Below are 16,748 nucleotides of genomic sequence, written 5' to 3'. Positions count from 1 at the left end.
AAGCGCTCGCAGTCTTTTACCGCATCAACCGCCCCCGATCAGGCTGCGATGTCATAGGGCACGATTTCCCCGGTCAGATACAGGGTCCGCGCCTTCGAGCGGCTGAGTTTGCCCGAGCTGGTGCGCGGCAGCGAGCGCGGCGGTACCAGTTCAACCACGCAGTTCATGCCGGTGATCGAACGGACGCGCTCGCGAATCTCTTCCCGCAGCCGTGCGCGCTCGACATTGTCGGAGACGCGGCAATGCACGAGGACGGCGGGTGCTTCCTCGCCCCCAGCGGTGGTGATGGCGAAGGCGGCAATGTCCCCCTGCTTGAAGCCGGGTAGCTGCTCCACCGCCCACTCGATATCCTGCGGCCAGTGATTCTTGCCGTTGATGATGATCATGTCCTTGGCGCGGCCGACAATGTACAGATAGCCATCAGAGAGATAGCCCATGTCGCCGGTGTCCAGCCAACCATCGGCCATGCAGGCATCGGTCGATTCCTGATCGCGGAAATAACCGACCATGAGCGAGGGACCGGTCGTCCACACCTTGCCGATGGTCCGCTCGGGCAGCGGACCGCCGAATTCGTCGCGGATTTCGACAGTCATGCCCATCACAGGCTTGCCGCAATTGACGATCGCGCGGAAACGCTGCGGGCGATCCTCCACGGCATGGCCGCCGGACAGCTCGGTTTCCTCGACCAGCTCCACCATGATGCCTTCACCCGGCGGCATGATGGTTACGGCCAGCGTTGCTTCAGCAAGGCCATAGCTCGGCAGGAAGGCCTTGGGCGAGAATCCGGCTTCCGCAAAGGCATCCACGAACTGCTGCATCACATCCGGGCGGATCATGTCCGCGCCGTTACCGGCCAAGCGCCAGCGCGACAGGTCGAAGCGCTCGGATGCCCGCGTCTGGCTCGACATGCGGCGGGCGCAAATATCGTAACCGAACGTAGGCGAATAGCTGATTGCGGTGCCCTGATGGCGCGAGATCATATCCAGCCACGCCAGCGGACGGCGCGCGAAATCCTCGGTCTTGAGGTAATCGGTCGAGACCTGATTGGCGACGACCGACAGGAAGCAACCGACGAGGCCCATGTCATGATACCAGGGCAGCCAGCTGATGCAGCGGTCACTCGCGATCAGCTCCATGCCGTGGCTATGGGCCGCGAGATTGCTGAGCAGTGCCTTGTGGGTCACCGCCACGCCATGCGGAAACCGCGTCGATCCGCTGGAATATTGCAGATAGCAGATGTCATCCGGACCCGCCTGCGGCAGCGCACAGGCTGCAACGGGTGCCGCGAGAAAGTCATCGAAACTGAGCGGTTCCACGCCCTTGCGGCGCGCGGCCTCGCCGGCCATCTCGCTCAGCTCGGCGGGAAAGAGCAGCATGATCGGGTCGCAGCTATCAAGCTGGACGCAAAGCTGGTCGATATAGCTTTCCTTGCCGCCGAAGCTGGTCGGCAAGGGCAGCGGCACAGGCCAGGCACCGGCATAGACGATGCCGAAGAACAACTGGGCGAACTCGGGGCCAGTCTCGGCAATCAGGGCGATCCGCTGCTGGGGCTGAACACCCCGCGCAATCAACCGATAGGCGCAGGCCAGTGCATCGCCGCGCATTTCCGAAAAGGGATAAGGACGCGCAAGATTGCCGCGGGCATCGTGAAAGTTAACTCCACGAACACCCTGCGCCGCATAATCAAGCGCGGCACCCAAAGTATCGAAATCGGCAAAGCGCCGCTCAAGCCGATCTTCCGTCGGTGTTGGCTGCATCTTAAATGACCCTTCTTTTTCCGCCAGATATCATCCCCTTAAGTCAAGGCATGGCGGCTGTTCTCTTGCGTCTACGCCTGGCTGGCTTGCGCTTGTCTGAACCGAAAAGCCGCATTCTATGCCTGGCCCTACCCCGTTCTTGCGCGAGTTAGGCGCGTTTACTTTAAGACAGGGAGTGTGGCACAAAAATGGCGCATGACGCCGCGCCCGCAAAAATCGCCGCCAAAACCGCTTGTCGAAGCGAGCCTTGAGGCGCTGGCCATCCACTATGTCGGGCGCTTTGCCACCAGCCGGGGCCGACTCGCTGCCTATCTTGCGCGCAAGCTGCGCGAGCGCGGCTGGGCCGGTGACACCCCGCCCCCGACCGAGCGGATCACGCAAAAGCTGGTCGATCTCGGCTATGTGGACGACCGGGCCTATGCCGAGATGAAATCCGGGGCGATGCAGCGGCGGGGCCTCGGACAACGCCGCATCGCGCAGACGCTGCGGCAGGACGGGATCGACGAGACGACATCCGAGCAGGCCGCCCCCGACGCTGCCGCGCAATGGGATGCGGCCGAGCGCCTCGCCCGCCGCAAGCGAATCGGGCCGTTCGCGGCCGAGCAGGCCGACCGGCCGCTGCGGGAAAAGCAGATCGCGACCTTTTTGCGAGCAGGCCACAGCATGCAGACCGCCCGCAACTGGATCGAAAGCGCGCCGGGCGAGTTGCCCGAGCGACCAGAGACCCTGTCAACAGAGGATTGGGAATGACGAAGAGGCGGCGGATCGGGCATGGTCTGCACATCGGCGCACTGGCGACAGCGCTCGTGCTGTCCGCCTGCCATGGGGCGCCGGAGGACAGCGCTAACACCTCAGTGGTTGCCAATAGCGCGGCCCTGCCGGCTGGCAGCACCGAAGTTCGCATTCGCACGTCCAGCGGCCAGACCCATCGCTTCGTCGCGGAACTGGCGGTGGACAAGGACGCGCAGCAGCACGGCCTGATGGGCCGCGAGGCGCTGGCTGATGATGCCGGCATGATCTTTCCGTTCGCCTACCCAAACATGGCGTCCTTCTGGATGAAGGACACGCGCGTTCCGCTGGACCTGTTGTTCATCCGCACCGACGGTACGATTGCCGACATCCTGCAGGGTGAGCCGAACAGCCTGCGCCCGCTCGCGGCCAATGAGCCGGTGACAGCGGTGCTGGAAATCCGGCAAGGACGTGCAGAGGCGCTCGGCATCGCCAAGGGTGACCGGATCGAATGGGGCGATTGCGCCACGGATGCAGGCGCCAGTGCCGGTCGCGCGCCCGTGTGGCGAGCGGATCGCTTCTGCCCCTCGTCGCAGCACTGAGCGCACTTCATTCGATTCCACGTTGCCAATCCCCCGTGAGTGCGGCTAAGCGCTCTGGCCATGGGACTGCTCGGCAAGATCTTCACCTGGTGGGACGGCGCCACCATCGGCACCTCGCTGTTCACTTCGCGCAAAGGCACGAAAGTGGGCGAGGACCATCAGGGCAATGTCTATTATGAAGGCGGCACGGACCCCAATGGCCTCACGCGCCGCTGGGTGATCTACAAGGGCGCCAATGATGCCAGCCGCGTGCCTGCAGAATGGCATGGCTGGCTGCATCACAGCATCGACGGTACGCCTGAGAGCCATTTGCCGCCGCCCCGCATCTGGGAAACCGAATTCACGCCCAACCAGACCGGCACGCCACAGGCCCATCTGCCTTCCGGCGCCATCGCTGCCGGCGGTCGCCGCCAGATGGCGACGGGCGATTACGAAGCCTGGACTCCGAATACGTGACGATTCTCCGGTCCGCGCGGCCGGGCCGATGGTTGCTCGCGCTCGGCATCATTGGACCGCTGACGGCCTGCGGAGACCCCGAGGCAGCCCGCAATGTCGCGGTCGTGCCGGAAGAACGCACGCAGGACGAGCGCCCCGTGAAGGTCGAGACCGGCTTGCCCGGAACGCCGATGGCAGAGCGCGTCGCGGAGATCGGCCTGCTCAACAAGCGCAACGGGATCACCCAGAAATTCACGATGAAGCCGGGCGTGGCGTTGCGCTCGGGCAATGCCATCATCCGCCTGCGCGCCTGCGAAACCACCGCGCCGTGGGAAATGGACAAGGAAACCGGCGCATTCGTGCAGCTCGACGTGCTGGAAAGCCGCGACAATAAATGGCACCGCACCTTCTCCGGCTGGCTGTTCAAGGAACGGCCCGACCGTAATGTGGTGCTGCATCCGATCTACGACGTCTGGGTGATCAACTGCGCGATGAGCTGGCCGGAGACCGGGCCGGATACGGTGCGCGTGGCGGATCGCAGCGCACGTTCGGCCGGGGCATCCGGCAACGAATCGAGTGCATCGAACGCGGCAGAAGCCCCCGCAGCGCCGTCCGCGCCTGCCGACAGCGCATCGCCGAGCAATCCCGAATAGGCCTGCGCGTCAATCTCCACCGCGCCCAGAGAGGCAAGGTGCGGGGTCATGAACTGGCAATCGAGCAGCGTGAACCCGCCGACCCGCAGCCGGGCGACCAGCCAGGCCATCGCCACCTTTGAGGCATCGCGCCGGCGACTGAACATGCTCTCGCCAAAGAAGGCCCGCCCCAGCGCCAGACCGTAAAGCCCGCCGACGAGATGGCGCTCGCCATCCTCGTGGCTCCACACTTCCACGCTGTGCGCCAGCTTGCCGTGGTGCAGGCGCACAAAGGCTTCCTCAATGTCCCCATTGATCCACGTCGTCGGGCGGTCGCTGGCGCTCTGCGCGCACAGGGCGATGACCTGCTCAAACGCGGTGTCCGCCGTGACCTCGAACCGGTCGGCGCGCACGGTCTTGCGCAGGGATTTGGAGAGGTGAAAGCCATCGAGCGGCAGGGTTGCCCGCCGCTCTGGCTCTACCCAGAAGACAGAATTGGCGGCACGGTCGTCGGCCATGGGGAACAGCCCGACCGCATAAGCGCGCAACAGGATCGGTAAATCGATCGCCATTCCCGGCCTTTAGCATCTCCACCGGTCTTTGTCGCGCCCGTCCCTTGGGGCAAAAAGGGCTGGCGGGCCCTGCGGGGAGACGATAGCGATCCGGCACAGTCTGGAGAGGAGCAAGCCTGTGGCAATTTTCGTGCTGGTTCATGGCGCCTGGGGCGGCAGCTGGGGTTATGGCCCCCTCGCCCGCGAACTGCGGTCCGCCGGCCATGAGGTGTATGTCCCCTCGCTGACCGGCCTTGGGGAGCGTGCTCATCTGGCGCATGGCGGCATTATGCTCAGCGATCATATCGCCGATGTGGTCGGCCTCATCGATTGCGAGGGCCTGCGCGACATCATCCTCGTCGGCCATAGCTATGGCGGCATGGTCATCACCGGCGTCTCGGCCCTGCGCGGCACCCGCATCCGCAGCCTCATCTATCTCGACGCCTTCCTGCCGAAGGATGGCGAAATGCTCTGGGACATCGTCGATGACGCGACACGAGCGATGTACATCGAGAATCAGCGGCAGTCGCCGGGCCTCGTCCAGCCGATCTTCCCGATCCCGCCGGGGCGGGCCGGGCGCGTCTCGGGCCACCCGCTCCTCACCCTGCTCGAACCGGTCAAGCTTGGTGGCGAGGAGGACGCGGTCGCCCGGCGGACCTACGTCTTTGCGTCCGCCAGCCCGCTCGGCTCGTTCGCGCCGTTCCGCGCGCGCTGCACCGCAGACCCGGCCTGGGATGTCCACGAACTCCCCACCAGCCACATGATGTGGGACGACGATCTCCCCGGCGTGACCCGCATCCTCCTCGATGACGCAGCGAAGGACGAATGACGACAAGTTGCGGAAAGCGCCGTTGACCGCTTGCGCCCGCCTTCGGGTCGCGTTAAGGGCAGCGCCTTCACCGGCACAGGGGTGTAGCTCAGCTGGTAGAGCGTCGGTCTCCAAAACCGAATGTCGTAGGTTCGAATCCTATCGCCCCTGCCAAAACTTGCCCCGAGGCGCCCGAGCGCGTAGAGGCAAGGACGGTTGCGAAATGCAGGCGGCGGGCCGGCCGGAGAAAGCTCCGGGTGCGGTCCGCTTTCTTGTGTTTCAAAGAGTTCTGGTTTCATCTGAAAGAGCAGGCTGAGCGTGGCGAAAACCTCCCCCATCGAATTCGTGAACCAGGTCAAGGCCGAGTGGAACAAGGTCACCTGGCCGACCTCGCGCGAGACGGTGATGACCACGATCATGGTGGTGATCCTGACCACGGTGCTCGGACTTTTCTTCTTTGGCATCGACACGTTCTTTGGCTGGATCGTTCGCACGCTGCTGGGTTTGGCCGCGGGCCAGAGCTGATCGCCGCTCTCCCGACCAAGACGAATTGAGGAAACGATAAAATTATGGCGCGCTGGTACATCATCCACGCTTATTCGGGCTTCGAGAACAAGGTCCGCGAGTCCATCCTGTCCGAAGCCGAGCGCATGGGTCTGGCCCAGCTCATCGAGCAGGTCGAAGTGCCGACCGAGACCGTGACCGAAGTGAAGCGCGGCAAGAAGGTTCAGGTCGAGCGCAAGAACATGCCGGGCTATGTGCTCGCCAAGCTCAGCATGAACGATGATATCTACCACCTCATCAAGAACACGCCCAAGGTCACCGGCTTCCTCGGCAATTCCGGCAAGCCGCAGCCGATCAGCGAGGCGGAAGCCGCCCGCTTCTTCGGCGCGCGCGAGGAAGCCGCCGCCCAGCCGCGTCACAAGGTCAATGTCGATTACGAGATCGGCGACAGCGTGAAGGTGATGAGCGGCCCGTTCGCCAGCTTCATCGGCACCGTCGAGGAACTGGACTTCGAGAAGAGCCGCGTGAAGGTCTCGGTTTCGATCTTCGGCCGCGCGACGCCGGTGGAACTGGACTTCGAGGAAGTCGAGCTTTCCAAATAAGGCCTTCGACAGCCAATTTTTCGAGCCGCCGGTCCCTGATCGGCGGCTCTTTTCTTGTGTCGGCCGCGACAACTCGCCCGGCATTTCCGCGAACGCGGGAATGACGGGCAGGAAACGCCGAAAAGGCACAAACGCGCCGCGCCGGTCTTCAACCGTTCTTCCACCTCATCCAACCTGACCATCGCGCAGGGCGATTGCGTTGGTGCGGCGAATAATCCCTTGATTGCGCAAGCACCGCAACGGTGCCGCACCAGGAGAGATTAGACGTGGCAGGGAGCAGGAGATCGTGGATCGCAGGCATGGCGCTGATGACGGCGCCGCTGCTCCTCGCGGGACAGGACGCCCGGTCAGGCGGCATGCAGCCAGCCCATGTCACCAGCGAGCGGATGCGGGCGCCGGACGCACCCGCCAGCGCCGGCAGCTGGATGGCCTATGGGCGCAGCTATGACGAGCAGCGTTATTCGCCGCTCACCCAGATCAACGACAAGACCGTCCAGCGGCTGGGACTGGCCTGGTACGATGATTTGAACACCTATCGCGGCGTGCAGGCGACACCGCTGGTGGTCGATGGCGTGATCTACAACGCCTCCGCCTTCAACATCGTGACCGCCTATGATGGACGGACCGGCCGCAAGCTGTGGACCTATGATCCGCAGGTCGAGCGGCAGTGGGCCCGGCTGGCCTGTTGCGGCCCCTCGACCCGTGGCATTGCGGCGTGGAACGGCAAGATCTACGTCGCCGCGCTCGACGGCCGGCTGATCGCCGTGGATGCGCGGACCGGCAAGGAGGTCTGGACGGTGCAGACCTTCGACCGCGCGCATCCCTATTCCATCACCGGCGCGCCGCGCGTGTTCGACGGCAAGGTGGTGATCGGCCATGGCGGCGCGGACTATGGCGTGCGCGGTTTCGTCAGCGCCTGGGATGCGGAGACGGGTAAGCGGCTGTGGAAGTTCTACACCGTACCCGGCAACCCCGCCGATGGCCCCGATGGCGAAGCCTCGGACGCGGCGATGAAGATCGCCCTGCCGACCTGGCACGGAAAATGGTGGCAATATGGCGGCGGCGGCACGGCGTGGGACAGCTTCGTCTACGATCCGGCGCTCAACCTCGTCTATATCGGCACCGGCAACGGATCGCCGATCAGCTGGCATTTCCGCAGCGCGGGCAAGGGGGACAATCTGTTCCTGTGCTCCATCGTGGCGGTGGATGCCGATACCGGCGCCTATCGCTGGCATTATCAGGCGGTGCCGGAAGAAGACTGGGACTTTACCTGCACCCAGCCGATGATGCTCGCGGACCTCAAGATCAAAGGCAAGACCCGCCCGGTCATCATGCAGGCGCCCAAGAACGGCTTTTTCTACGTGCTCGACCGCAAGACCGGGGAATTGCTCTCGGCCGAGAAATTCGTGCCGAGCAACTGGGCCAGCCATATCGACATGAAGACCGGGCGGCCGGTGCTGTATCCGGGCGTGCACCTGACGACGACGCCCCAGCGGATCACGCCGAGCCTGCTCGCCGCGCACAGCTGGCATCCCATGTCGTTCAGCCCGAAGACCGGGCTCGTCTATTTCCCGGCCATGGAACAATCCATCGTCTATGCCCGGCAGCGGGACGAAGATTTCGCCTTCGTGCCGTTCCGCAACAATGCCGGCTTCGATTATGCCGGCGCGACGCCGGAATGGGCCGCGCAGCGCAAGGCCTTGCAGGCAGAGGCGGATGCCATGGAGAAAGGCTATCTGCTCGCCTGGAACCCGGTGACGCAGAAGGAAGCGTGGCGCGTGCCCTATTCGCTCCCCGGCTCGGGTGGCACGCTGGCGACGGCGGGCAATCTCGTCTTTCAGGGCACCATCGAGAAGACCTTCGCCGCGTATCGCGCCGACACCGGGCAGAAGCTCTGGGCCATGAATGTCGACAATGTCGCCATCGGCGGTCCAGTCACTTACGCCATCGACGGCGTGCAATATGTGGCGGTGAATGTCGGCTGGGGCGGATCGATCGTCGCGGGGCTGAGCAAGATACCCGGCGGCTTCCGGGTGTCACCGGCGCGACTGCTGGTGTTCCGCCTGGATGCCAAAGGCGTGACGCTGCCACCCCTGCCGCCGCCGACGGCCCTGCCCCGCCCGCCCTTTCTCCGCGCCACCGAAGCGCAGGTGCGGCTGGGCGCCCAGCTTTATGGCGAGACCTGCGCCCGCTGCCATGGCGAGAATGCGCGCGGGGGCCTCAAGGATCTGCGCTACATGACGCCCGATACCCGCGCGCACTTCCTCGATATCGTGCTGGAGGGTACCAAAGCCGATCTGGGCATGGCCAGCTTCAAGGGCGTGCTGGATAAGGCACAGGCGGAGGCGATCCACGCCTACCTCATCGCGCGCGGCAATGAGGATTGGCAGGACGATGCCGTGCGGCAATGAGGGGCTAGTTCATGCGGCCTCAACCCCGCCGCTGGGCGAACCAGATGACGTGGCGCGGCCCCTTGCCGTTCTCCCGCGCCTTCACCGCCACCTCGTCGACGATGAACCCGGCGCTTTTCAGCCGGCGGGTGAAGGTTTCGTCCGATCCGGCGGACCAGACCGCGAGAATGCCGCCGGGCTTGAGTGCCCGCATCGCCTGGGAGAGGCCGCGCGCGGAATAGAGCCGGTCATTGGCCGGCACGGTGAGGCCGTCGGGGCCGTTATCGACGTCGAGCAAAATGGCATCGTAGCGCCCCTGCCCGTCCTCGATCAGCTCGGCGACGTCGCTGTGGACGAGATCGACGCGGGGGTCATCCAGGCAGCCGGCCGCCAATTCGGCCATCGGCCCCCGCGCCCATTCGATGATTTCCGGCACCAGCTCGGCCACCGTGACCTTCGCCTGGGCGTCGAGTGCGCCCAGCGCCGCGCGCAGCGTGAAGCCCATGCCATAGCCGCCGATCAGCAGGTGACGCCCCGCGCGGGAAGGCAGCCGCTCCAGCGCCATCAGCGCCAGCGCCTTTTCCGATCCGCTCATCCGGCTGTTCATCAGTTCGTTGCGGTCCAGCACGATCATGAAATCGTCGCCGCGCCGGAACAGGCGCAGATCCTCGCCGCCGGGCACCTTTGCCGTGCCGAGATGTTCGCGGGGCTTCATATCGTTCCTTTCAACCGAGCCGTCCCTCTGGCAGACCCGGAGGCATCGCGCAAACGGTCCCGGCACTGTATGCCTCCGCGCGACTCTCCCCCCAATCCAATCCCCGGAGCTTCATGCGTTACTTTCTCGATACCGAATATAATGGTTTTGGCGGCGCCCTGATCAGCCTGGCCCTGGTGCCCGAATATGGCGATCAGGAGCTGTATCTCTCGCTTCTGCCGCTTCCCGAGCCGCTCCACCCCTGGGTCGAGCATAATGTGATCCCTTATCTGCGCCATGTGCCGACCGGGCTGGATTATGCCGTGGAGCGGGCCAATGCGTCCGAACTGGTCGCCACCTATCTCGCCGGCGACAATGAGCCCATGATCGTCGCAGACTGGCCCGAGGACATCGCGCATTTCGCAACGCTGCTGATGACAGGCCCCGGCGAGATGATCGATGTGCGCGGCCTCCGCTTCGAGCTGGTCAATGCCGCCGGGTTCAGCAGCGCGCGCAACAGCCAGGTGCCGCATAATGCCCTTCACGACGCCCGCGCCTTGCGGGGCTTCGTGCTCTCGACCGATATCTGAACCGGGCGGCGCAGCAGGTATCGCTTGCCGCCGCCCGATAGATTGCTAACCATTAAAAGAATAGTTGCCTTACGAACGATTCGAGGCACAGCCGGAGAGGACAGCCAGCATGGCCAGCGCGCCCCGCTCGATCGATATCGCCACGTTCATCAATGAGCGGAAGCTCGGCCCGTTCAATTTCCGGCTGATCGTTCTCTCCTGGTTGATCACGGTGTTCGACGGGTTCGACATGATGCTGATCAGCTTCACCGCGCCTTGGATGCGCGATGAGCTGAGCCTCTCCACGCACCAGCTGGGCAATGTGTTTTCCGCCGGCCTGTTCGGCATGATGGTCGGCGGTTTTGCCTTCGCATATATTGGCGACAGGATCGGGCGGCGACAGACGATCATCGGCGCCGCCTTCGCATTCGGCATTTTGACCACCGCCACCGCGCTGGCGCAAAGCTATGAAGCCCTTCTCATCCTGCGCTTCCTCGATGGCTTTGCCATTGGTGGCATGCTGCCGCTCGCCTGGGCGCTCAACATCGAATATGTGCCGACCAAGTACCGCTCGACCGTGGTGACGGTCATCATGGTCGGCTACAGCCTCGGCTCTTCGCTGGCCGGGCCGGTGACCGTGTGGCTCGCACCGACCTATGGCTGGGAGGGCGTGTTCGTCTTCGGGGGCCTCGGCACGATCGTCTGCGCATTCGCCCTGCTGTTCTGGTTGCCGGAATCAGTGCGCTTCCTCGCCAGCAAGAACCTCAAGCCGGACCTGATCGCCAAGACGCTGAACAAGGTCGATCCCACGCTCGGCGCGACCGCGCAGGACCGTTTCGTGCTCAGCGACGAGAAGCAGGACACCAGCAACTTCACCGCCGCCAAGCTGTTCAAGGGCGACCTAAAATGGCTGACGCCGCTGCTCTGGCTGGCCTATATCGCCAGCACGCTGGCCGTCTATTTCAAGGCCAATTGGGGCCCGATCGTCTATGAGGATCTCAAATTCTCGCGCGAGACGGCAGCCTATGTCTCGTCCATCGGCGGCATCGCCGGCGCGGTGCTGGGCCTGCTGCTGATGCGCTTTACCGATGGCAAGGGGCCGCTTGCGGTCGCGGTTTATCCGGCCGTCGCCTTCCCGCTGCTGCTGCTTGTCGGCCTGGTGCCGATGGAGCCGACGCTCTTCCTGATCGTCTCGGTCGCCGCGACCAGCTTCGTCGGCGGCGCGCATTTCGGCATTCTCTCGATTGCCGGCGTCTTCTATCCCTCCGCAATCCGGGCGAACGGCGCCGGCTGGGCAACATCCGTAGCCAAGATCGGCGGCATTGCAGGGCCGATCATCGGCGCGTTCGTGCTGGCGAGCGGCCTGCCGATCGTGCGCAGCTTTGCCATTCTGGCGCTGTGCCCTGCCGTTCTGGCACTGTGCGCGCTCGGCATCGGCATGATCGTGAAGCGCCGCAAAGCACCAGCAGACGTGCTCAACATGGCACAGCCCGCGCCGGCGGAATGAGCGGCGGCGCGACGACCTGAAAGCCCGGCTTGATCGGCAAGGGGAAATGCTCGCTGGTCATCTGGGTGAAGCCGCGCCAATAGCGCGCCTCTCTTCCAAGCCGGTGCGACGAAACCCATGACCACAGAGCGCCTCTTCAGACCGATCCTCGCCGGCGCCCGGCTGATGCCGCGCCTTCTGGCGGTGATCGGTGCGACGGCGGGGATCGGGCTGACGATCGTGCTCTGCCTGCAATTCCCGATCGCTTATGCCGATCTGCCGATCATCGTCGCGCCCATTGGCGCTTCGGCAGTGCTGGTCTTTGCCGTGCCGACCAGTCCGCTCGCCCAGCCCTGGTCGGTGGTGGGCGGTAACATCCTCTCGGCACTGGTGGGCGTGGCGGCGGCCCGCTGGATTCCTCCAATGGCGCTGGCCGCCGGCGTGGCTGTCGGCGGCGCGATCCTCGTGATGTCGCTCTGTCGCTGCCTGCACCCGCCCGGCGGGGCGGCGGCGCTGACCGCCGTGCTTGGCAGCCAGGGCATTCACGATGCCGGCTATGCCTTCGCCTTCGCGCCCGTTGGGCTCAATTCCATCGCGCTGGTGTCGCTCGCCATGTTCTTCCATCGCATGACCGGTCACAGTTATCCGCATCACCCGGCTGCACCCGCAATCCAGAGCGCGCAGGTGCGAGAGGCATCAGGGCTGCACAGCGAGGATATCGACAAGGCGCTGGAGGATATGGACGAGAGTTTCGACATCAGCCGCGACGATCTCGCCATGCTGCTCTCCCAGGCGGAGCTTCATGCGCTGGCGCGGCGCACCGCCGGGCAGAAGTGAATCGATAAGACCGCTCTTTCCTTTTGCACCAGTCACCGCTATAGGCGCCGGCTTCCGGACGGTCTTGCAGGCCCGATGGAAGCCCATTGCGGGAGGACGACCCCTTAGGGTCAGCCGTTTGACCGCTAAGCTTGAACCGGGCGGCGCCATTGGCCCCGCCTTCTACAGAGTGAGTGTAATGGCCAAGAAAATTACGGGCTATATCAAGCTCCAGGTGCCCGCTGGAGCCGCCAACCCCTCGCCGCCGATCGGCCCTGCCCTGGGTCAGCGCGGCGTGAACATCATGGAATTCTGCAAGGCGTTCAACGCGGCGACCGAGAAGGAGCAGAAGGGTACGCCCCTGCCCACGATCATCACCGTCTACGCTGACCGCAGCTTCTCCTTCGTCACCAAGAAGCCGCCGGCAACCTATCTCATCAAGCAGGCCGTGAACCTCAAGTCCGGCTCCAAGGAGCCCGGCAAGGTCTCCGCCGGCAAGATCACGCGTGCCCAGCTCGCCGAGATCGCCGAAGCGAAGATGGTCGACCTCAATGCCAACGACATCGAGGCCGCGACGAAGATCATCGAAGGCAGCGCCCGCGCGATGGGCCTGACCGTGGTGGAGGGCTAAGAACATGGCAAAGCTGACCAAGAAGGCCAAGGCAATGGCCGCCGCAGTCGATGCGAACAAGCTGCACGGCGTCGATGAAGCCATCGCGCTCATCAAGAAGAACGCCACCGCCAAGTTCGACGAGACCGTCGAAGTCGCGATGAACCTGGGCGTCGATCCGCGTCACGCCGACCAGATGGTCCGTGGCGTCGTCACCCTGCCCGCCGGCACCGGCAAGGACGTGCGCGTTGCCGTCTTCGCCCGCGCCGACAAGGCGGATGCCGCCAAGGCAGCCGGCGCCGAGATCGTGGGTGCCGAGGATCTGCTCGAGCACATCCAGAACGGCAATTTCGACTTCGACCGCGTGATCGCGACGCCCGACATGATGGGCCTGGTCGGTCGCCTCGGTAAGGTGCTGGGTCCCAAGGGCCTGATGCCGAACCCGAAGCTCGGCACCGTCACGCCGAACGTCGCCGAAGCCGTGAAGGCTGCCAAGGGCGGCCAGATCGAGTTCCGCGTCGAGAAGGCCGGCATCATTCACGCCGGTCTCGGCAAGGCCAGCTTCAGCGAAACCGACCTGCGCAAGAACTTCGACGCCTTCGTCGATGCCATTGTGAAGGCCAAGCCCTCGGGCTCGAAGGGCAAGTATGTCCGCAAGATCGCCCTGTCGTCCTCGATGGGCCCGGGCGTAAAGGTGGACGTGGCTCAGGTCGCCTCGGCCTGATCTCACCCAATTCTAAAAACGCCCCGCCCGGTATCCACCGCGGCGGGGCTTTTTTATTGCCCGATGTTGTGATCTGAGTCGGCGGTCTGATTAGGCGTTTGTTCGTAAAGCGCCTGTTAACCCTGCGATGGCATTGCTTGGCGAGGCACGCGACGATAGAACTCAGATGAAAAACAGGGAAATTGGGGTGAAGAAGCGACATCCAACTGCTGGACAGGATGCCTATGACCGGGTGTCGAAACAGCTCAATCTGGCGGTTCGCCTTCTCGGCTTCTGGATCGCTCTTGTCAGCCTGTTCTTCCTCTTTCAGGCGCTCGATTATCGCGGGTTGATCGCGCGACTGGCCGAATGGCAGTTTCTTCATTTCGATCGTTACTGGCCCACCCTCACCTTCGTCGCGGTGACCGCATTGTTCTCTGCGCCGCTCATCGCTGCCGTGTGGCTGCTGCGTACCCGCCAGCGCCGCACCGAATCCTTCGGCCCTGCCCGGCAGGACGATCTGCGCATCGTGAAGGGCCGCCTTGCCCGCCTCCAGGGCTTTTTTGCCGGCGTTTGCGTTGGCAGTCTGCTTGCGGCGGTCATTGTGCTGATCCTGCGGCTGCAATTGCCATCCGATGAGGGAACCCCGCGCAGCATCGTCGTTGGGTCGCCCGATGCGATCGCGCCGGTGGAAGGCCGCGCCGTCATTACCGGCAGCATCGATCTGCGCGAGACGGCGCAGTTCAACGAGGATCTGCTGCTGGTCAAGCGCTCGCTCTATTTCGCGCCGGTTCGCTCCGGGCCGGACGACCACTCGCCGCTGCGCTACTTCGTCGAGGTGCGGCGCAACGATGTGCCGGAAGGCTATCATCCCATCACCTTCCCCAAGGATGAGGATTTGGTGCGCGTCTGGCGGTTCCGCCTCTCGCACCTCGTCTTCACGCCCTATCTCGACGGCGTTCTGCGGCGCGAGGCCCTGCCGGGCGAGATCGTCAACCTGTATCGCCATGCAGGCTATGACGTCGAGGATGATAACTTCGTACTGTTCAGCGGGCTCGACAAGCTGACGTGGCGCTACAACGTCCTTGCCGCCGAATTCGGGATTTCGGCCCTGATCTCCGGCCTTGCCGCCTTCATCTTCGGCCGCCGCCGCCGCCGGGTGAAGCAGCGGATGGACGAGGAAATCGAGGCCTCGCACACGACGCAGGCGCCCGCCTGACCGCCCTTTCTTAATGCCGCGCTAACTCAATCTCGAAACCGCTTCTTGGGTGAGTCGGGGTGATGATGCGGCATGATCGGCATCCATCTCGAATTCGGTAGCATCATGGCGGCAATGGCATCCATTGCCGTCGCCCTGAGCAACCCGTTCACGGATCACCAGAACATCCAGAAGGAAGCCGCCGCAAACATCGCCGTGCCGGAGGCCGCAGTTCTGGATGCCTCGGCCATCCAACTGCCTGCCAACACCGTGCAGCGCCATGCCGACGGCCTCTTCTATGTCGAGGCGAAGGCCAATGGCCATTCGATCCGCTTCGTGGTGGATACCGGCGCGACGGTCGTCGTGCTCAATCGCGCCGACGCGGCCAAGCTCGGCCTGACTTATGAGAGCCTGCCCGGTCGCGCACAGATGCGCACCGTCAACGGATCGTCCGCGATGCGCTGGGCGAAGATCGAGCGGATGGAAATGGCCGGCAAGCGCATCGAACAGATCAGCGCCGCCGTGGTCGATGGCGCCCTGCCGGTTTCGCTGATGGGCCAGAATGCGCTCCAGCAACTCGGCACCGTCACCCTGAACGGCGACACCTTGACGATCCACTGAACCGGGCTTCCCAGCCAGACCGATCCCGCCGCGTAATCGGCAAAGAAAAGGCCAGTCCCCCCGGACTGGCCTTTTCAGCGGGAAATGCGTGTGAAGCCGGCCATCAGCTGGCGGCGAAGGTAACCTTCACCGGATTGCGGCGGCGCATCATCGTGCCGGCCAGACCGAAGCCCGCGATCATCAGCGCCCAGGTCGACGGCTCGGGAACCGAACCGAACACCGGCGGCACAAAATCGGGCAAGGGAATGGGAATGCCAGGGATGAACCCGCCGCCACCGCCCGTACCACCTGTCGGCGGCGTGAAGGAGGCCATGGAGGGCTCCAGCGTCGGCTGCGTCACGATCAGCGGGCTGTTGAGGTTCGATACGAAATCGGCAGCTTCCGGCTCGGCGAAGAAGGCGGTCGGCGCAACCGGCGACTTGTTCGGCGTCGCGGTCGGCTTCTGCGCGAATGGGCTGCTGCCTTGGTTGCGCGAACGGCCAGGACCGCAATCGGCGCGATTGACCAACTGGGTCAGGTCACCCTTGGAATTGACGAACTCAGGCGCGCAGCCATCGCGAAGATAGCCCATGATCGCGGAGCGCAGCGACGTCTCTTCCGGCGCGGGCACGGCGACGAACGCCGAGGCGAACTCGGGGATGGTGAACATCCGGCGCTCATTGTGCGGCGCGGCTGCGATCAAGGCGCTGGCCACCACGGCCAGACCGATCAAAGCCCGGTGCCGTTCAATTTCACGGCGCGCCCAACGGAGCGAGTCTGTCGATAAGCTTTCCATGAGCCCGTGCTAAACCTGCGGCGGAAAGAATTAAAGCGCTTTAACCTTCTTTTCCCACGCCTTAACCACCTTTGCGCAGATGGCCGAAGGACGTTGCCAAAGGGTCACAAATTAGGCGTCTACCGCCCTCCCCGGCTCCCTCGCCGTGGCGGGATTTGGAAACGACTTGCTTTTCACGGCTGCCCCGCCTATCGGGCCTTCGCTCACCGGGTCCGTCCCGGTGCACCGTCCGAGACAGCTGGTGATGGGATCTGCCCATCTTAATG

The 16,748-nt window shown here is 64.3% G+C and carries 18 protein-coding genes, 1 tRNA gene and 1 pseudogene; 16 read left to right on the top strand and 4 right to left on the bottom strand.

What is annotated here, in order from left to right:
* Positions 1–38: 38 nt before the first annotated feature.
* Complete coding sequence (locus tag M2341_RS08420) at positions 39–1,757, bottom strand: fatty acyl-AMP ligase (protein ID WP_264584917.1); 1,719 nt, start codon at positions 1,755–1,757, stop codon at positions 39–41.
* A gap of 195 nt (positions 1,758–1,952) precedes the next feature.
* On the opposite strand from M2341_RS08420, the gene M2341_RS08415 reads away from it, so the two are divergent.
* The 4 genes and pseudogenes from M2341_RS08415 to M2341_RS08400 all read left to right on the top strand — a co-directional run.
* Entirely contained in the window at positions 1,953–2,507 is a 555-nt protein-coding gene (locus M2341_RS08415; protein WP_264584916.1) for a regulatory protein RecX, read from the top strand.
* Positions 2,504–3,088 (top strand): DUF192 domain-containing protein, encoded by a 585-nt coding sequence (locus tag M2341_RS08410; RefSeq protein ID WP_264584915.1) that lies wholly within the window; start codon positions 2,504–2,506, stop codon positions 3,086–3,088. The genes M2341_RS08415 and M2341_RS08410 overlap by 4 nt, the downstream gene beginning before the upstream one ends.
* Before the next feature lie 60 nt (positions 3,089–3,148).
* Positions 3,149–3,544: an NADH:ubiquinone oxidoreductase subunit NDUFA12 gene (locus M2341_RS08405; protein ID WP_181559488.1), complete on the top strand. Its 396-nt coding sequence runs from the start codon at positions 3,149–3,151 to the stop codon at positions 3,542–3,544.
* 170 nt (positions 3,545–3,714) lie between these two features.
* Positions 3,715–3,951 (top strand): annotated as a pseudogene (locus M2341_RS08400) (DUF2155 domain-containing protein); the annotation flags it as partial.
* Positions 3,952–3,986: 35 nt separating this feature from the next.
* Here M2341_RS08400 and aat read toward each other — a convergent pair.
* Positions 3,987–4,727 carry a leucyl/phenylalanyl-tRNA--protein transferase gene (gene aat, locus M2341_RS08395; protein WP_264584914.1) on the bottom strand — a complete coding sequence of 247 codons (741 nt, stop codon included), beginning with the start codon at positions 4,725–4,727 and terminating at the stop codon, positions 3,987–3,989.
* 118 nt (positions 4,728–4,845) lie between these two features.
* Between aat and M2341_RS08390 the strand changes: the two genes are divergently transcribed.
* The 5 genes from M2341_RS08390 to M2341_RS08370 all read left to right on the top strand — a co-directional run bounded on the left by M2341_RS08390 (position 4,846) and on the right by M2341_RS08370 (position 9,031).
* Complete coding sequence (locus M2341_RS08390) at positions 4,846–5,535, top strand: alpha/beta fold hydrolase (protein WP_264584913.1); 690 nt, start codon at positions 4,846–4,848, stop codon at positions 5,533–5,535.
* A gap of 77 nt (positions 5,536–5,612) precedes the next feature.
* Positions 5,613–5,688 (top strand) — tRNA-Trp (locus M2341_RS08385).
* 144 nt (positions 5,689–5,832) lie between these two features.
* Positions 5,833–6,039, top strand: coding sequence for a preprotein translocase subunit SecE (gene secE / locus M2341_RS08380; RefSeq protein ID WP_181559485.1), 207 nt, complete (start codon positions 5,833–5,835; stop codon positions 6,037–6,039).
* 44 nt (positions 6,040–6,083) lie between these two features.
* Positions 6,084–6,620 carry a transcription termination/antitermination protein NusG gene (gene nusG, locus M2341_RS08375; RefSeq protein WP_181559484.1) on the top strand — a complete coding sequence of 179 codons (537 nt, stop codon included), beginning with the start codon at positions 6,084–6,086 and terminating at the stop codon, positions 6,618–6,620.
* A 299-nt stretch (positions 6,621–6,919) separates the two neighbouring features.
* A complete protein-coding gene (locus M2341_RS08370) occupies positions 6,920–9,031 on the top strand; it encodes a PQQ-dependent dehydrogenase, methanol/ethanol family (RefSeq protein ID WP_264584912.1) in 2,112 nt (703 codons plus the stop codon).
* A 19-nt stretch (positions 9,032–9,050) separates the two neighbouring features.
* Here the strand turns inward: M2341_RS08370 and M2341_RS08365 are convergent, their stop codons facing one another.
* Entirely contained in the window at positions 9,051–9,725 is a 675-nt protein-coding gene (locus M2341_RS08365) for a spermidine synthase (protein WP_264584911.1), read from the bottom strand.
* Between the two features lie 113 nt (positions 9,726–9,838).
* Between M2341_RS08365 and M2341_RS08360 the strand changes: the two genes are divergently transcribed.
* From M2341_RS08360 to M2341_RS08330, 7 genes are all read left to right on the top strand, one after another.
* Positions 9,839–10,294 (top strand): hypothetical protein, encoded by a 456-nt coding sequence (locus M2341_RS08360; protein WP_181559481.1) that lies wholly within the window; start codon positions 9,839–9,841, stop codon positions 10,292–10,294.
* A gap of 109 nt (positions 10,295–10,403) precedes the next feature.
* Positions 10,404–11,780, top strand: coding sequence for an MFS transporter (locus M2341_RS08355; RefSeq protein WP_181559480.1), 1,377 nt, complete (start codon positions 10,404–10,406; stop codon positions 11,778–11,780).
* 117 nt (positions 11,781–11,897) lie between these two features.
* Positions 11,898–12,596: an HPP family protein gene (locus tag M2341_RS08350; protein WP_264584910.1), complete on the top strand. Its 699-nt coding sequence runs from the start codon at positions 11,898–11,900 to the stop codon at positions 12,594–12,596.
* Between the two features lie 178 nt (positions 12,597–12,774).
* The gene (rplK, locus tag M2341_RS08345; RefSeq protein ID WP_181559478.1) at positions 12,775–13,206 is read left to right on the top strand and encodes a 50S ribosomal protein L11; all 432 of its coding nucleotides are present in this window, start codon (positions 12,775–12,777) and stop codon (positions 13,204–13,206) included.
* Positions 13,207–13,210: 4 nt separating this feature from the next.
* A complete protein-coding gene (gene rplA, locus M2341_RS08340; RefSeq protein WP_264584909.1) occupies positions 13,211–13,909 on the top strand; it encodes a 50S ribosomal protein L1 in 699 nt (232 codons plus the stop codon).
* Between the two features lie 187 nt (positions 13,910–14,096).
* Positions 14,097–15,107 (top strand): hypothetical protein, encoded by a 1,011-nt coding sequence (locus M2341_RS08335; RefSeq protein ID WP_264584908.1) that lies wholly within the window; start codon positions 14,097–14,099, stop codon positions 15,105–15,107.
* A gap of 72 nt (positions 15,108–15,179) precedes the next feature.
* The gene (locus M2341_RS08330) at positions 15,180–15,707 is read left to right on the top strand and encodes a TIGR02281 family clan AA aspartic protease (RefSeq protein WP_264584907.1); all 528 of its coding nucleotides are present in this window, start codon (positions 15,180–15,182) and stop codon (positions 15,705–15,707) included.
* Positions 15,708–15,810: 103 nt separating this feature from the next.
* Here the strand turns inward: M2341_RS08330 and M2341_RS08325 are convergent, their stop codons facing one another.
* Positions 15,811–16,419, bottom strand: a complete 609-nt coding sequence (locus M2341_RS08325; RefSeq protein ID WP_264570133.1) for a PEPxxWA-CTERM sorting domain-containing protein — start codon at positions 16,417–16,419, stop codon at positions 15,811–15,813.
* Positions 16,420–16,748 lie beyond the last annotated feature (329 nt).

Source organism: Sphingobium sp. B7D2B (assembly GCF_025961895.1).
Lineage (GTDB): Bacteria > Pseudomonadota > Alphaproteobacteria > Sphingomonadales > Sphingomonadaceae > Sphingobium.
The sequence above is the reverse complement of the archived record's forward strand: the minus strand, read 5'-3'. Positions and strand labels throughout refer to the sequence as shown.

What these genes read in the sequence shown, in the direction of transcription:
- M2341_RS08420 (WP_264584917.1), bottom strand. Translation starts at nt 1,757, where the DNA reads ATGCAGCCAACACCGACGGAAGATCGGCTTGAGCGGCGCTTTGCCGAT.
- M2341_RS08415 (WP_264584916.1), top strand. Translation starts at nt 1,953, where the DNA reads ATGACGCCGCGCCCGCAAAAATCGCCGCCAAAACCGCTTGTCGAAGCG.
- M2341_RS08410 (WP_264584915.1), top strand. Translation starts at nt 2,504, where the DNA reads ATGACGAAGAGGCGGCGGATCGGGCATGGTCTGCACATCGGCGCACTG.
- M2341_RS08405 (WP_181559488.1), top strand. Translation starts at nt 3,149, where the DNA reads ATGGGACTGCTCGGCAAGATCTTCACCTGGTGGGACGGCGCCACCATC.
- aat (WP_264584914.1), bottom strand. Translation starts at nt 4,727, where the DNA reads ATGGCGATCGATTTACCGATCCTGTTGCGCGCTTATGCGGTCGGGCTG.
- nusG (WP_181559484.1), top strand. Translation starts at nt 6,084, where the DNA reads ATGGCGCGCTGGTACATCATCCACGCTTATTCGGGCTTCGAGAACAAG.
- M2341_RS08370 (WP_264584912.1), top strand. Translation starts at nt 6,920, where the DNA reads ATGGCGCTGATGACGGCGCCGCTGCTCCTCGCGGGACAGGACGCCCGG.
- M2341_RS08365 (WP_264584911.1), bottom strand. Translation starts at nt 9,725, where the DNA reads ATGAAGCCCCGCGAACATCTCGGCACGGCAAAGGTGCCCGGCGGCGAG.
- M2341_RS08360 (WP_181559481.1), top strand. Translation starts at nt 9,839, where the DNA reads ATGCGTTACTTTCTCGATACCGAATATAATGGTTTTGGCGGCGCCCTG.
- M2341_RS08355 (WP_181559480.1), top strand. Translation starts at nt 10,404, where the DNA reads ATGGCCAGCGCGCCCCGCTCGATCGATATCGCCACGTTCATCAATGAG.
- M2341_RS08350 (WP_264584910.1), top strand. Translation starts at nt 11,898, where the DNA reads ATGACCACAGAGCGCCTCTTCAGACCGATCCTCGCCGGCGCCCGGCTG.
- rplK (WP_181559478.1), top strand. Translation starts at nt 12,775, where the DNA reads ATGGCCAAGAAAATTACGGGCTATATCAAGCTCCAGGTGCCCGCTGGA.
- rplA (WP_264584909.1), top strand. Translation starts at nt 13,211, where the DNA reads ATGGCAAAGCTGACCAAGAAGGCCAAGGCAATGGCCGCCGCAGTCGAT.
- M2341_RS08330 (WP_264584907.1), top strand. Translation starts at nt 15,180, where the DNA reads ATGATCGGCATCCATCTCGAATTCGGTAGCATCATGGCGGCAATGGCA.